General features: G+C 57.3%; 15 protein-coding genes and 2 pseudogenes. 8 read left to right on the top strand and 9 right to left on the bottom strand.

All coding sequences use genetic code 11. The annotated features are described in order from the left end of the window. The first annotated feature begins 52 nt into the window (after positions 1-52). The 5 genes from ACK3BK_RS13985 (at position 53) to ACK3BK_RS13965 (ending at position 4,081) form a co-directional block, all read left to right on the top strand. A complete protein-coding gene (locus tag ACK3BK_RS13985) occupies positions 53-400 on the top strand; it encodes an MliC family protein (protein ID WP_186720466.1) in 348 nt (115 codons plus the stop codon). A 184-nt stretch (positions 401-584) separates the two neighbouring features. Next, a complete protein-coding gene (locus ACK3BK_RS13980; protein ID WP_186720465.1) occupies positions 585-1,442 on the top strand; it encodes a LysR family transcriptional regulator in 858 nt (285 codons plus the stop codon). 94 nt (positions 1,443-1,536) lie between these two features. Next, the gene (locus ACK3BK_RS13975) at positions 1,537-2,760 is read left to right on the top strand and encodes an MFS transporter (protein WP_411382646.1); all 1,224 of its coding nucleotides are present in this window, start codon (positions 1,537-1,539) and stop codon (positions 2,758-2,760) included. 338 nt (positions 2,761-3,098) lie between these two features. Beyond that, entirely contained in the window at positions 3,099-3,689 is a 591-nt protein-coding gene (locus ACK3BK_RS13970; RefSeq protein ID WP_411382645.1) for a hypothetical protein, read from the top strand. Next, positions 3,686-4,081, top strand: a complete 396-nt coding sequence (locus tag ACK3BK_RS13965) for a hypothetical protein (protein WP_065863565.1) — start codon at positions 3,686-3,688, stop codon at positions 4,079-4,081. Before ACK3BK_RS13970 ends, ACK3BK_RS13965 begins: the two co-directional genes overlap by 4 nt. A gap of 117 nt (positions 4,082-4,198) precedes the next feature. Here ACK3BK_RS13965 and ACK3BK_RS13960 read toward each other — a convergent pair whose 3' ends face one another. The 5 genes from ACK3BK_RS13960 to ACK3BK_RS13940 form a co-directional block, all read right to left on the bottom strand. Continuing rightward, positions 4,199-4,663 (bottom strand): hemerythrin domain-containing protein, encoded by a 465-nt coding sequence (locus tag ACK3BK_RS13960; protein ID WP_411382644.1) that lies wholly within the window; start codon positions 4,661-4,663, stop codon positions 4,199-4,201. 511 nt (positions 4,664-5,174) lie between these two features. Further along, a complete protein-coding gene (locus ACK3BK_RS13955; protein WP_411384475.1) occupies positions 5,175-5,567 on the bottom strand; it encodes a DUF421 domain-containing protein in 393 nt (130 codons plus the stop codon). 80 nt (positions 5,568-5,647) lie between these two features. Further along, entirely contained in the window at positions 5,648-6,151 is a 504-nt protein-coding gene (locus ACK3BK_RS13950; protein ID WP_411382643.1) for a CinA family protein, read from the bottom strand. A 169-nt stretch (positions 6,152-6,320) separates the two neighbouring features. Further along, on the bottom strand, positions 6,321-7,178 hold the full coding sequence (locus tag ACK3BK_RS13945) for an SDR family oxidoreductase (RefSeq protein ID WP_411382642.1): 858 nt from the start codon (positions 7,176-7,178) through the stop codon (positions 6,321-6,323). An 86-nt stretch (positions 7,179-7,264) separates the two neighbouring features. After that, complete coding sequence (locus ACK3BK_RS13940; protein WP_411382641.1) at positions 7,265-7,804, bottom strand: type 1 glutamine amidotransferase domain-containing protein; 540 nt, start codon at positions 7,802-7,804, stop codon at positions 7,265-7,267. Positions 7,805-8,030: 226 nt separating this feature from the next. Between ACK3BK_RS13940 and ACK3BK_RS13935 the strand changes: the two genes are divergently transcribed. Continuing rightward, positions 8,031-8,189 (top strand): hypothetical protein, encoded by a 159-nt coding sequence (locus ACK3BK_RS13935; RefSeq protein WP_172964773.1) that lies wholly within the window; start codon positions 8,031-8,033, stop codon positions 8,187-8,189. A gap of 20 nt (positions 8,190-8,209) precedes the next feature. On the opposite strand, the gene ACK3BK_RS13930 is transcribed toward ACK3BK_RS13935, so the two are convergent. Then, positions 8,210-9,997, bottom strand: a complete 1,788-nt coding sequence (locus ACK3BK_RS13930) for a thiamine pyrophosphate-requiring protein (RefSeq protein ID WP_411382640.1) — start codon at positions 9,995-9,997, stop codon at positions 8,210-8,212. A gap of 144 nt (positions 9,998-10,141) precedes the next feature. Between ACK3BK_RS13930 and ACK3BK_RS13925 the strand changes: the two are divergent. Beyond that, positions 10,142-10,665: pseudogene (locus tag ACK3BK_RS13925) on the top strand (cupin domain-containing protein). Between the two features lie 329 nt (positions 10,666-10,994). Here ACK3BK_RS13925 and ACK3BK_RS13920 read toward each other — a convergent pair. The 3 genes and pseudogenes from ACK3BK_RS13920 to ACK3BK_RS13910 form a co-directional block, all read right to left on the bottom strand. Continuing rightward, positions 10,995-11,327 (bottom strand): helix-turn-helix domain-containing protein, encoded by a 333-nt coding sequence (locus ACK3BK_RS13920; protein WP_411382639.1) that lies wholly within the window; start codon positions 11,325-11,327, stop codon positions 10,995-10,997. A gap of 177 nt (positions 11,328-11,504) precedes the next feature. Beyond that, positions 11,505-11,657 (bottom strand): annotated as a pseudogene (locus ACK3BK_RS13915) (DJ-1/PfpI family protein); the annotation flags it as partial. A 34-nt stretch (positions 11,658-11,691) separates the two neighbouring features. Continuing rightward, positions 11,692-11,988, bottom strand: coding sequence for a hypothetical protein (locus tag ACK3BK_RS13910; protein ID WP_411382638.1), 297 nt, complete (start codon positions 11,986-11,988; stop codon positions 11,692-11,694). Positions 11,989-12,087: 99 nt separating this feature from the next. On the opposite strand from ACK3BK_RS13910, the gene ACK3BK_RS13905 reads away from it, so the two are divergent. After that, positions 12,088-12,642 carry a cysteine hydrolase family protein gene (locus tag ACK3BK_RS13905; protein ID WP_411382637.1) on the top strand — a complete coding sequence of 185 codons (555 nt, stop codon included), beginning with the start codon at positions 12,088-12,090 and terminating at the stop codon, positions 12,640-12,642. The last annotated feature ends 189 nt before the right edge of the window (positions 12,643-12,831 follow it).

The following is a 12,831-nucleotide window of genomic DNA, read 5'->3' as shown; positions in this document are numbered from 1 at the left end:
GGCATGATATACACATTGATGATGTTCTCTCGGTTTTTGGAGGCGCTGTAGTATGTGGCTAAAACAACTTCCTTTAGTGATCGGTGCGAGTATGGCCTGCTTGGCCCTGTCTGCCTGTAATGATAGTGGCAATGAACGAAAAGACGTTAGTGCGTCATTGGCGGCTCAAGATAAGGCCGCTTACATATGTGAAGGCACGGAGGTGGATGTAACCTTCATTGGAGAGGACGCTGCAAACGTTTTCGTCGGTGGCAAACTTTTCACTCTGGAGGAAGAGCGCACAGCTTCAGGGGCCAAATATTCCGACGGAAAAGGGAACAGTTTATGGGCGGAGGGCGAAGTTGAAGCGTTACTGACATTGAGTGGGCAAGGAGTTCGTAAATGCACTGCTGTACTTTAGGGGTTCTCCGATCAAGTCAGCACCTTTTCGGCATCCCTAAGCCATCCATTTCCGGCTGATGGGCAACGTGTTCGGAGTTTTCCTAGAAAATCGCCAGCCCTGTGCTTTGCAAGCCTTGACATTGTCCTAGTTGAGTGGGTGCTGATACATTCATGACTGTTGATCAACCATCTATTGAGTCGCTATGTTTGATTGGGAAAGCCTCCGATATTTTATTGCTTTCGTTCGAGAAGGATCATTGGCAGCAGCAGCTCGGTCTTTAGGTGTCGAGCATGCCACGGTTGCAAGAAGGATCTCTGCCCTCGAAACCGCATTGAACATGAAGCTTGTCGACCGGAGAGCGCGCATGTACGCACTCACCGAGGACGGCCTCCGAGTGGGCGAGTATGCAGCGCTGATGGAGTCGGCATCGTTCGCGCTGGAACGCTTTGTCGACGGCGAGGAGTGTCGAGTGGAAGGTGAGGTCGTTTTGTCAGCGCCTCCTGCCTACCTAGGCACTCTGGTAGCTCGCAGATTGGGGGAGCTACGTGAGCGTCATCCTCGACTTCAGATCAGGTTGGTGGGAGCAAAATCGACTGCGTCCTTGGCGAGAAAAGAAACGGATATCGCGATCACTTTCAATCGACCTGAAGAGCGAAGTGTTGTTGCCAAAAACCTGGGAACATTGTGCTTTTACCCTTGTGCAAGCGAGGCCTACTTGGCGAAGCGATCTCCTGAATACTTCGAGTTCATTGGCTATGACCAAAGCATGGTGGAGTCAACACAGCAGAGATGGCTTATGGATCATCTCGATGGTCGGGAGCTTTCGGTGACCAGCAACGACTTGCGGATCCAGGCACTCGCAGCAGTTGGGGGAGCGGGAGTGGTTTACCTGCCGGACTTCTTGGCTGCCGAGTATGGGCTTGTGAGAGCTGACAAGGATATCCCTGCCCTTGAGCTTCCAATCTGGCTCGCTTTTCACGAGGACTTGCGAAACTCAGCGAAGATCAGAGTGGTACTCGACTTCCTCATTGAAGGCTTGGCAAAAACCACATCAATGTGAATTTTTTCACACCCCGTTTGCGCCTCCAGCGAATGGGCGTCCATCAGTCCTCTGATTAATCTGGCCCGCACCAGTTATCAGAGAGACCTCGCTCATGAACAGCACAACACCCCAACAGGGGACACTCGCTGTGTATCGAACAGCATGGATCGTCACCGCGATTTTTATCCTCTCCAACGCCGCTACTCCGCTCTACAGCATCTGGCAGCAGACCTTAGGCTTTACATCTGGAACCCTGGCCGTGATTTTCGCCTGCTACATCATCGGACTGTTGTTCACTCTGACGGTGGCAGGACAGCTGTCCGACCACTACGGACGCAAAGCTCTGCTGCTGCCCTGCATCGGCTTGGCAATCATCGGCGCTATCCTGTTCCACCAGGCCGAAAGCATTGGTGCCCTCATGGCGGCTCGCTTCCTCACCGGTGTATCTGTTGGATTGGTGGTATCCGGAGGTATGGCCAACGTCGTTGAGCACGCTCAACCGCACCGAAAGCACTTTGCTTCGTTGATGGCGTCTGTGGCGATGGTTGCCGGTGCAGGTGCAGGGCCGTTACTGGCTGGCATCGTCGCGCAGTATTTCGCCACTCCCATTCACACGGTCTTTGAGATTGAGATCGCTCTTCTTTGCCTGGCGTTTTTTGCCCTTTTAGGCCAAAAAAACCGCAAGCTGGGGGTTGGTTCGTTCAAGCCGCGCTTACCAACCGTTCCGAAAGAGAGCGTAGGTGTCGTGCTGCTGGGCATCGCTTTCTTTGGGCCCGGCCTCACATCTACTTCGTTCATCCTTTCCCTGGGCCCGAAGCTGATCGCCACGTTCATGGGAATGAGCAGCCCGTTGATTACCGGCTGCATGGCATTCTTCATGTTCATTGTCGCGGTAGGTGTCCAGTTCGTAGCCAAACGATTTGGCCATCGCACGATCTTCACCATTAGCGGAGCGGCCACGATTGCATCGATGAGTAGCGTCTGGATCGCCATGGAAATGAACTCTGTGTCCTGGCTGATTGCTTCAGCCCTCTTCGCCGGAGCAGGACAAGGGCTAGGCCAATTGGGTGGCCTCACACTTATCGCAGACAATGTCCGCAGCGAGCGGAGGGCTGAAGCCAATGCGATTTTCAATATGGGTGGGTACATTCCAGCTGGAACAATTCCAGTGGTCACCGGCTACTTGATCGACTTCTTCGGATTGTCCACGGGTATCACGACATTGGTAGCCATCATCGGATCCTTGGGATGCTTGGCCCTTATCCATGTCCACTGGCGAAGCCACACTAGCACCGGGCAGCTTGAGATAGAGCCTAATAAATGTCGTGGCAAGTAGAGCAAGCGTCGAGATATTTGGATTCCATCAAGGTCTGGAAGGATATGACCAGTCGCGTGGAAATTGGGTTGCAGACCCCGGTCACGCTTGCAGTACTTACGGGCAGCATGCCGTACCCGAGGGCGGATGGCTGAGCCGGGCGTGGGGGAATCTGTGCCTTTGGTTGCGTGGCTTCTTGAGGTGATGCTAGCGGCATGCTGACGCCGCAACCATGTGTGCTCCCGCTCACAGTCGTCGACACTTGATTTGACGTAACCCTGTCAGGCAACTAGCTTGCCATGCCTACTTCCTCGGATGCTTTGGGTCCGGGCGATAACACTGACAAGGACTGTTGCGTCATGACCATTTCCCTCAAGCAAGGGCTTGCGGCATTGCTCTGCTGCGGTGCAGTTACCGCACAAGCCGAACCTTCCTCGGTCGGCGACTACTGGCTCATCCACCAGCAAGGCGGCATGTACAAGAACGAAGCCTTCGTCGTTGATGGCGAGCCTGCCAATATCTTCCAGCGCCCGGGCGGTATCCGTTCGCTTGGGGTATTCAGGCTTTACGAAGAGGGCGCCAAGCCGACCATGACCGCCTATGACGTCGAGGTCGATTGCGCCAAGAATCGTGTGCGCCTCAAGGGTGCGCAGAACGTCGACAAGTTCTACAACGATATCCGGCCGATGAAGGTCTCCACCCAGTGGCAGAAGAAGCCCGAGACCTGGTTGGCGCAGAGCCGTGACTTCCTTTGCCAGCCAAGCCAGCGCCAGGCCAAGTTCATGATTCCGATGGGCAAGATGCTGCCCACCCAGATGGTGTCGACCGCTCCAGGCCTGTTCCAGTTGCGTAACCGAGAGCATGGCAGGGACCTCATCCTGAAGATGGTCGATCAGGCCTTCGACCAGATGCCCGCCAGGAATGCACCTGCCAAAGAGGTCGTGCGATGAAAACACTGCTCTCGCTGACCATCGCTGCACTGCTGCTCGGCGGTTGCTCCGCCATTCCGACCCTGCCCGAAGCCCAGGCGCGCAGTTACTGGAAGAACCGCCCGGTGGCCCAGGCGGTCGATCACTTTGGTACACCCAGCGAGATCGCGCTGGCACCGGAGAAGGACTGGGTGGTGCTGATCTATCGCCGCGACACCTCTTACGTATCGCGTGAAGCGCTGGGTACCTACACCGGTCCGCAGAACGGCCAACTGGTGCATACCGAGTATTGGGGCGATGTGGTCAACTCGGCCAGCTGTGAAATCCGCGTGGCGGTCAATCGGGCCAGGCAGGTGGATTACCTGCTGACTCGGGGGCGCTGTGGTGGCATCAAGCTCACCCCCAGCGCCTGAGCAAGCCAGCTCGGGGCGCTCAAACCTGCTGCCTGAGCTGTTTCCACTGCTTCCTGGGACACAAGCTCGATGAGAAATGCCCTGCCAGCTTCATCAGGCTGGCAGGGAATGGCCCCATCAGGCGGCCCGCTGCTCGCCCTTGAGCAACTTTTTCTGGGTTTCCATGGTTTGCCCGAGCTGTTCCAGCATGTCTTTGCCAAGGAGTTTTTTGGCGGTCGGGAAGAGTTCGCCTTCTTCTTCCTCGATGTGATGCTCCAGCAGCTCTTTCATGACCTTGACCCGACCGGCAAACTCAACGGTATCGGTGTCGGTGCCGAGAAGGTCAGGGATGACGAGGGAGTCGACAGTGCGATGCTCCTCCTTGGCCTCGTAATACATCTTCGCTTCTTCCTTGCCCCCGGCTTGCTTGATGGCCGGGTAGAGGATTTCCTCCTCGAGCGCGGTGTGAATCTGCAATTCCTGCTCGATTCTCTGCAGTAGCTCGGCACGTTTTTTCACGGCTCGCTCTGTGGTGGTGGACAGTTCTTCAAGAAGCTTCTTCACCAGCTTGTGATCCTGAATCAGCAAATCGATAGCGTTCATGGCGTTGCCTCATCACGGGTTGAGAATACAAAACTTGCCTGGGGTTGAGTCATTGCGAAGCGGCGGGGTTCAACGTTCACGATGGGTGGCATCAGCGATCCGCGCACAGATCAGCGATGACCAGTGCTGCCCTATTAACAGCCAGGTGGAAGGTCTTGTGATGGGTTGCCAAGTAGAAGGAATTTAGGCGTGGCATGGAAATCATATGCCATGCGAGAGACATTGAATGCACCAGATCCTTTCACCCACCCTCAACTGAACAAGAACAAAAGGGGGCTGACATGAGTTGTCTAATTTGCGCTGGGCAGGCTGAGTCCGTCGAATGCATCAGCGGCTGGGAGGAGCGGCGATGCTCCCGATGTGGTTGTTACCGGATGTCCCATTCACTCATTCTGATGATGATGGAAGAGGGGCAGATTTTCGATGCCGAGCGTATGCGCGAGTGGTTGATGTCCCATCGTGACAGGATGCCCGTTCCCAGCATCGATCATGCCCAGGCGATATGGGTGCTTTAATCGGCTGGAATGATCGAGATCTTGCCATTGCGCTCCACGATGGCAAACTTCACCTGCTCGATGTTTTCGATACCCTGGCTATCCTGCGCCGACTCAAGAATGTCGTCTTCCGTGAGGCGTGCGCGGCGCATTCGGTGATGCAGAAAGCGCCCGTTTTCGACGACCAGGGTAGCGTGCCCATCCAGAAGCCGCGCCAAGGGCTTGGAGTTGAGCTTCGCCAACGACAGCCCTACGTCGAGGACGATCAGCGTAGCAATCACCAGCATGGCGTTGGTGAACGAAAAATCCTCACCCAGCAGCGCCTGTTGAGTCGCCTCTCCAATAATCAGCAACAGGCCAACAGGACGATGACCACCAGTACATACCAGCCAACGCGCTCGAAGCGCCAGACGCCTTGCTGCATCGACATGTCTTCTTGAACAGGATTGCGTCTGGACGCCCACTCGTCTTCCGGCATGATCCCTTGCCCTCAGGCGCGCTCGCCGCGAAGCCAGCGTTGATGATAGTGAGCAAGTCGCGTCAGCCCGAACAACGCTCCCTGTCGCATGACATCGGACCGCTCACCGAAGAAGCGTTGGGTACGGGTAAATACGGCTGTGGGCTCCCCGGCAAAAGCCCAGGCAAAGCACAGGGTGCCCGGTGGCACACCAGACTCAGGCGCGGGCCCCGCGACGCCAGTGGTAGCGATCGCGACATTGGCGTCGCTGTCTCTCAAGACCCCCAGCGCCATTTCCCAGGCTACTGGCTCGCTGGTCAGGCCGTAGCGTTCGATGGTTTCGGCGCTGACGCCAAGCAAGCGTTTCTTGGCGCTGGGGGAGTAGACCACATAGCCACTTTCCAGCACCTCCCCGGTGCCTGGCACCGCCGCCAGAAGCGCGACCATGCAACCTGCCGTGCACGATTCTGCAGTCGTCAGGATCAACTTGTTGTCTTTGAGATAGCTGAGGGCAGTCAATACCGGTTCGCTTGCCATAAGACATCGACTCGCTCGTTGTTGTGCGGTGGACGCAATCAAACGGTGATTGGTTCAGCTCAATCGGTGTCCACGGCGCAGAAAACAGCACGTGAGGAGGGGTAGCACAACGCTGATTTCATCCCGAGAATCAGGAAGTAGGCTCGCCTTCTGGCGAGCCTCTTTTTCGTCAGAGGATCGGTTTCCCGCCAGTAACGGCGTACCGTGAACCACTGATGTAGCTCGCCTCGTCGGAGCCGAGCAGCACGTAGATTGGAGCGACCTCCACCGGCTGTCCTGGCCGCCCCATAGGGTAGCTGGAGCCGAAGTTTCTTACGGCCTCGTCGGGCATGGTAGCCGGGATCAAAGGCGTCCAGATGGGGCCAGGCGCAACGCTGTTGACTCGAATCCCTTTCTTCCCTAGTAGCTGAGCCAAACCAGCCGTGAAGTTGGCAATGGCGCCCTTGGTCGTGGCGTAGGCCAGCAAACTTGGGGATGGGTCGTCGGAGTTGACCGAGCTCGTGTTGATGATCGAGCTACCCTTGGGCATGGAGGGTAACGCTGCTTTGCAGATCCTGAAGATAGCAGTGATGTTGGTATCGAAGGTTTTCACCCATTCGTCATCGCTGATCTCCTCCAGGGTTTCATGGGCCATCTGGAAGGCGGCGTTGTTGACCAGGATATCGATGCGCCCGAACTGTTTGACGGTCTTCTCGACGATGTCATGGCAGTGCTGTTTCTGCGCCAAGTCTCCGGGCAGCAGAAGACATTTTCGGCCTGCTGCTTCGACCCAGCGCGCAGTTTCCTGCGCATCTTCATGTTCGTCGAGGTAAGCGATGGCGATGTCAGCACCCTCGCGTGCATAGGCGATGGCGACTGCCCTCCCGATGCCACTGTCAGCACCGGTGATGAGCGCAATCTTGCCTTCCAGGCGGTTGTGGCCGATATAGGAGTGCTCACCACAATCTGGATAGGGCTCCATCTTGCGTTGTGAGCCGGGGACGCTTTGCGGTTGCGAAGGAAAGGGCGGAGTAGGGAAGTCTCGCATGGGAAGAGCTCCTGCGGTTGTGCCACGGATTTTCAAGGCTGATCGTGTCAGCGCTCCTTGCCTTGTTGGGTGTGCTGAGAGAGGGCTCAACCGGCCAGCATCTTGATCAGTTGCTCGTTGAATGCCGGGATATCGTCCGGCTGGCGGCTGGTGATCAGGTTGCCATCCACCACTACCTCTTCATCAACCCATTCACCGCCCGCGTTGCGAATATCGTCCTGCAGCGTCTTGTAGCTGGTCATCCGCTTGCCTTGGACCAGGTCGGTCGACACCAGCAGCCAGGCGCCATGACAGATGACCGCCAATGGCTTGCTTGCAGAATGGTGGCTTTTCACCAGTTTCTGGGCACCGGGTATCAGCCGGATGGTGTCGGAATTCTGCACGCCGCCCGGCAGCACAATGGCGTCATAGAGATCCAGGTTGGCACTGTCGAACGTTGCATCCACGGCAAACTCGTCTGCCGGCTTGTCATGGTTCCAGCCGCGTACCGTCCCCTCCTTGTCACTCAGGATGTCGACCACGGCGCCAGTTTTTTCCAAGGCTTCACGTGGGCCGGTGAGCTCTATCTGTTCAAACCCGTCAGTGACCAGGAAAGCCACGCGTTTGCCGCTCAGTTGCGCATTCATTGTGAATTCTCCGTTTACGATGGACCTGAAAGGGAAGGCCATCCATCACGTGCGAAGTTCAAAGACGATGCTTCGAATCGCGCCAAGCTGACCAATGGGCAGCAATTGAATAAATCGCAGGCGTGATTGGCGTGGCGTCGTAGTTTGCCGCCTGGCGTTTTCTTTGAATTTTTCTCGTCCTTCGCCCCTCACAGGCACATGAGTAACATTGCCGGGAGGCTTTGCTATGCAACCAAAAACCGAAGGTCTTGAAGAGCACGGCCCGAGTGGTGTGCCGTTCATCAACGATCCAGAAAAACCGACTTCACCGCCTTTGAATGACGCTGACGCCACTGGTGCTGCAGAGGCTGAGGAAGACATTGAAGACGATGGCCAATCTCTCTGAGCGCGGGTCTCTGCAAAGGTCTATTTTTTACTCGGCAGTACTGAGCTGAAGACTTGCTTGGCAGTCTGGACGATGACACCACCCTGATTCGGCTCGCCGTGAAGCAACGCACTGGCGAACTTCTTCGCTTGCTCAAGTTTGATGTGCGGCGGCAACGGCGGGACGTCCGGGTCGGTCTTGAACTCGATCAACACCGGTCGGTCGGCTGCCAGGGCGCGCTCCCAGGCGCTGGCAATGTCTTCTTCACGCTCCACATAGATGCCTTGCAGGCCAATGGAAATGGCGAACAGATGATAGGGCACGTCCGGGATCGATTGCGAAGCCTCGAATTTGGGGTCACCTTCCATGACCCGTTGTTCCCAGGTCACCTGGTTGAGGTCTTCGTTGTTGAACACCGCGCAGATCCACTGCGGGTTGTCCCACTGGCGCCAGTACTTGGCCACGGTGATGAGCTCGGCCAGGTTGTTCATCTGCATCGCACCGTCACCCACCAACGCCACCACTGCGCGCTGAGGGTGGGCGAACTTCGCCGCGATGGCGTAAGGTACCGCCGCGCCCATGCTGGCGAGGCCGCCGGATAATGAGCACTGCATCCCTTGGCGGATCTTCAGGTCGCGGGCGAACCAGTTGGCGCACGACCCAGAGTCGCTGGTGACGATGGCGTGGTCCGGAAGGCGCGGGGAGAGTTCACACACCACGCGTTGCGGGTTGATCGGGTCGGCCTTGGCCAGCGCGCGCTTTTCCAGGGTCTTGTCCCACTGTGTGCGCCAGCGTTCAACCTTGCCGCGCCAGCGCCGCTCGCTTTTGTGCTGCAGCAAGGGCAGCAACGCTTGCAGGGTTTCGCTGGCATCGCCGACCAGGTTGACTTCCATTGGATAGCGCAGGCTGAGCATGTCCGGTTGCAGGTCGATCTGCACGCCACGGGCCTGACCTTCCTTGGGCAGAAACTCGGCATAGGGAAAGCCTGAGCCGATCATCAGCAAGGTGTCGCATTCATTCATCAACTGGTAGCTCGGTTCCGTACCGAGCAGGCCGATGGCACCGGTGACCCAGGGCAGATCATCAGGCAGCACGGCCTTGCCCAGTAGTGCCTTGGCCACGCCGGCGCCGAGCTTTTCGGCGACAGCGATGACCTGCTCGGTGGCCTGCAAGGCGCCGGCACCGACCAGGATCGCCACCTTTTTCCCGGCATTGAGCACCTCGGCCGCCCGCTGCAGGTCAGCGTCGAACGGCACGACCTTGGGCTTGCTGTAGCCGATGCCCGAATGCACCGTGCCGTGTGCCCTCGCCGGCTCCTGATAGGGCAGGTCCTGTAAGTCATTGGGCAGGATGATGGCGGTGACCCGACGTTCGCCGACGGCGGTACGCACTGCACGATCGAGCAGGTGCCGCACTTGCTCCGGGGTCGAGGCCTGCTGTACGAAGGCTCCGGCCACATCCTTGAACATCGACAACAGGTCCAGCTCTTGCTGGTAATGCCCGCCTAGCGCCGCACGCGCTTGCTGCCCAACGATGGCCAGTACCGGTTGGTGATCCATTCGTGCATCGTAGAGGCCGGTCAGCAGGTGCGAGGCGCCGGGTCCGGAGGTGGCGATGCAGACACCGAGCTCGCCGGTGAACTTGGCGTGAGCGCTGGCCATGAATGCGGCCATCTCTTCATGGCGGGCCTGGATGAATTCAATCTTCCCGTTGGCTCGGCTCAATGCACCAAATACGCCATTGATGCCGTCCCCCGGGTAGCCGAAGATGCGTCGAACGCCCCACTGGTACAAGCGCTCGACCAGGAAGTCGCCTACCGTCGTTGTCATCGTCTTCTCCCAATCTGTGATCAATAGGGTCTGGACTGGGCCGCGGAGGGTAAAGTTTCAACAGGTTGTAGGTGGTCAGCCCATAGGAACCTCGGCACGGGTATGGCTTCTCAAGGACATTACCAGCCTGATCAGGATGCCCTCATGATTGCCATCGACAGTAGCGCCCAGCCCATCCAGGCCTTGCAATTCGAGGACGATGGCGCGACACCCAATAGCCGTTTGCCCGTGTTGCTCTACCAGCTGAAACTTGCGCCTGGGGATGACAATGCCAGCGCGTTCGAGACCTTGTTCGCCGCTCATCAGTGGATCCCGCTGTGGCGCGCCGGGATTTTCGATTACCACCATTTTCACCCAATGCACATGAGGTGCTTGGCGTTGCCCGCGGCCAGGCTCGGATCATGCTGGGCGGCGCAGCGGGTCAGGCGCTGACGGTCAAGGCGGGCGATGTTCTGGTTTTGCCGGCAGGGACAGGGCATCGTTGCATCTCGTCCAGCGACGAATTCCTGGTCGTGGGCGCCTATCCCCAGGGGCAGGAAGATTACGATACCCAGCGACCCGAAACCGGCGCTCACCAGCAGGCGCTGGCGCGTATTGCCCGAGTGCCGCACCCTGAGCAAGACCCGGTGACGGGCGCTCATGGTGCCTTGATAAGACTCTGGCAGTGATTAGCGCAAACGCCTGCAGAGCCCTTCGAGTGGCGTCTTCTCGAAACTGCCCACCGCACCCACGCCCGCGTTGTTTATGCAAATTTGGCCTGCCACGGGTGCATCACCGGCCGCAGCAGGAAGATGTGGTGGTTGGACGGGCACGGTACAGCGTCTCTAGGCTCTGTATGAAGAACCTTGATACTCGGCGATGCTGCATTGAAAACAGCCTGGTGCGCCAGCCTGGTCGTAATGCTCATTTACAACCCGTAAAGTCGAGCGCGACTCCGACCGTTCCTCGCCTGTTTTCGCCTTGCCTGACCTTCGTCACAAGGCTTTTCATACAGACCTTAGCACCTCGACGATTTATGCAAGGCGAATTTCTTGCGGTACTCGCGGGGTGTCAGGCTATTGAATTTCTTGAACATCTGGCGAAAGGTGCCCACGTCTTGGTAGCCCACCTCTCCGGCAACGCTCTCGATGGGGCGTTGGGTAAGCTCGAGCAGTTCGCGAGCTTTCTCGATTCGCATGCGTTGGATGTATTCGTTGGGCTTATAGCCCGTTGCGGCGCTGAACCGGCGTAGAAGTGTACGTTCCCCCAAGCCTGCACAGGTGGCCATCTGCGCGAAGGTGATCTTCTCCAGCGAGTGGTTGCTTAACCAGCGCTGCAATTTCAGTATCACTTCATCACCATGGACGAAGTTTGGTTTGAAGGTGATGAATTGCTGTTGTGAGTGGCGACCTGGGTCAGCGACCAGAAAGCGTGCGGTATGGCTGGCGATGGTCGCGCCCAGCAGTCGATTGACGATCGAAAGTCCTAAGTCTATCCAGGCGGTCAGCCCGCCGGCGGTGATGATGTCACCGTCATCGATGAGTAGTTTTTCCGCGTCTACCTGAACCTCCGGGAAGCCTTTGGCGAGTTCATGGGCTAAGGCCCAGTGAGTTGTTGCACGGCGGCCGTTGAGCAGCCCTGAGTGCGCCAGAATGAAGGCCCCCGCGCAAACGGAGCCGATGATTGCGCCTTGCTGGTACTGCTCCCGTAGCCAGTCAATGACGGGGGGCGATCTGTGCCGGTTGCGGACGCTGGTTCAGGCAGGGAGGCGCCAAAATGATCGGGGCATTTTCCTCGTGGCCGTGATGGGTGTCGAAGTAGCACTCCAGGCTTCTCGAATCATCCGTCAAACGCCAATGGCGCACTCTGATCGGCGGCTGCTTCGCGCCGAGTTGTTCCAGCGCAATACGGTTGGCGACATGGAAGAGGTCGGTCAACCCATGTACCGCAGCCAACTGAGCCCCCGGATAAACCAGCAAGCCAATGTCCTTCATCATGCGGTGGGGAGGCATGTGTCACTATTCCTTGTGTAAATGTCACTATTTACCCTGTTACCCAGGGCTTGGTGTATTTACGCTTTGCGTTCATTGTTCATTAAGTGAGGCACTACAATGGCAACGCAAGCGCTGATTATTGTTGACTTCCAGAAAGACTATTTCCCAGGTGGCAAATGGTTGTTGGAAGGCATTCAAAGTGCTGCCGATAATGCGGTACGCGCTCTGCAGCATGCAAGGAGCACGGGGCAGTGGGTGGTTCATGTGCGGCATGAGTTCGCCGATGGTCAAGCACCGTTCCTGGCTGCTGGCTCGGAGGGAACGCGCGTCTATCCTGGCTTGGCAGAGCAGGGCGATGAGCCAGTGATCGTCAAGCATCAGGTCAACGCATTCAAGGATACGCGACTCGCGCAGTTATTGAGTGAATGGAATATTGAGCAGTTGCTGGTAGTCGGCAATATGAGCCATGTATGCGTCGATGCCATTGTGCGGGCTGGTGCGGATCTGGGCTATAAGATCACCGTGCTGCACGATGCATGTGCCACCCATGATCAAACATTCAATGGCGTGAATATTCCAGCGGCCCAGGTGCAAGGTGCATTCATGGCGGGTTTGGCATTTGGGTATGCTGAGGTTGTGTCCACCGAGGACTATTTAGCGGCACACCGATAATGGCGGTGTGAGTAATGGCGCTTGGGTTCAAGTGTCAGTCAATTGTATTTCGCCATGGGTCAACACTCTGAGACGTGTTGGCCCATGAAGTTTTTCGATGGTGCCTCACTAGGCTCTGTATGAAAAACCTTGATACTCGGTGATGCTGCGTTGAAAACAGCCTCGCCTGACCTTCTTCTCAAGGCTTTT

The sequence above is a fragment of the Pseudomonas sp. L7 genome, assembly GCF_046605565.1.
GTDB lineage: Bacteria > Pseudomonadota > Gammaproteobacteria > Pseudomonadales > Pseudomonadaceae > Aquipseudomonas > Aquipseudomonas wayambapalatensis.
This window is presented reverse-complemented; position numbering and strand designations above follow the sequence as displayed.

What these genes read in the sequence shown, in the direction of transcription:
- ACK3BK_RS13970 (WP_411382645.1), top strand. Translation starts at nt 3,099, where the DNA reads ATGACCATTTCCCTCAAGCAAGGGCTTGCGGCATTGCTCTGCTGCGGT.
- ACK3BK_RS13905 (WP_411382637.1), top strand. Translation starts at nt 12,088, where the DNA reads ATGGCAACGCAAGCGCTGATTATTGTTGACTTCCAGAAAGACTATTTC.
- ACK3BK_RS13945 (WP_411382642.1), bottom strand. Translation starts at nt 7,178, where the DNA reads ATGCGAGACTTCCCTACTCCGCCCTTTCCTTCGCAACCGCAAAGCGTC.
- ACK3BK_RS13930 (WP_411382640.1), bottom strand. Translation starts at nt 9,997, where the DNA reads ATGACAACGACGGTAGGCGACTTCCTGGTCGAGCGCTTGTACCAGTGG.
- ACK3BK_RS13960 (WP_411382644.1), bottom strand. Translation starts at nt 4,663, where the DNA reads ATGAACGCTATCGATTTGCTGATTCAGGATCACAAGCTGGTGAAGAAG.
- ACK3BK_RS13985 (WP_186720466.1), top strand. Translation starts at nt 53, where the DNA reads ATGTGGCTAAAACAACTTCCTTTAGTGATCGGTGCGAGTATGGCCTGC.
- ACK3BK_RS13980 (WP_186720465.1), top strand. Translation starts at nt 585, where the DNA reads ATGTTTGATTGGGAAAGCCTCCGATATTTTATTGCTTTCGTTCGAGAA.
- ACK3BK_RS13965 (WP_065863565.1), top strand. Translation starts at nt 3,686, where the DNA reads ATGAAAACACTGCTCTCGCTGACCATCGCTGCACTGCTGCTCGGCGGT.
- ACK3BK_RS13950 (WP_411382643.1), bottom strand. Translation starts at nt 6,151, where the DNA reads ATGGCAAGCGAACCGGTATTGACTGCCCTCAGCTATCTCAAAGACAAC.
- ACK3BK_RS13935 (WP_172964773.1), top strand. Translation starts at nt 8,031, where the DNA reads ATGCAACCAAAAACCGAAGGTCTTGAAGAGCACGGCCCGAGTGGTGTG.
- ACK3BK_RS13940 (WP_411382641.1), bottom strand. Translation starts at nt 7,804, where the DNA reads ATGAATGCGCAACTGAGCGGCAAACGCGTGGCTTTCCTGGTCACTGAC.
- ACK3BK_RS13910 (WP_411382638.1), bottom strand. Translation starts at nt 11,988, where the DNA reads ATGCCTCCCCACCGCATGATGAAGGACATTGGCTTGCTGGTTTATCCG.
- ACK3BK_RS13975 (WP_411382646.1), top strand. Translation starts at nt 1,537, where the DNA reads ATGAACAGCACAACACCCCAACAGGGGACACTCGCTGTGTATCGAACA.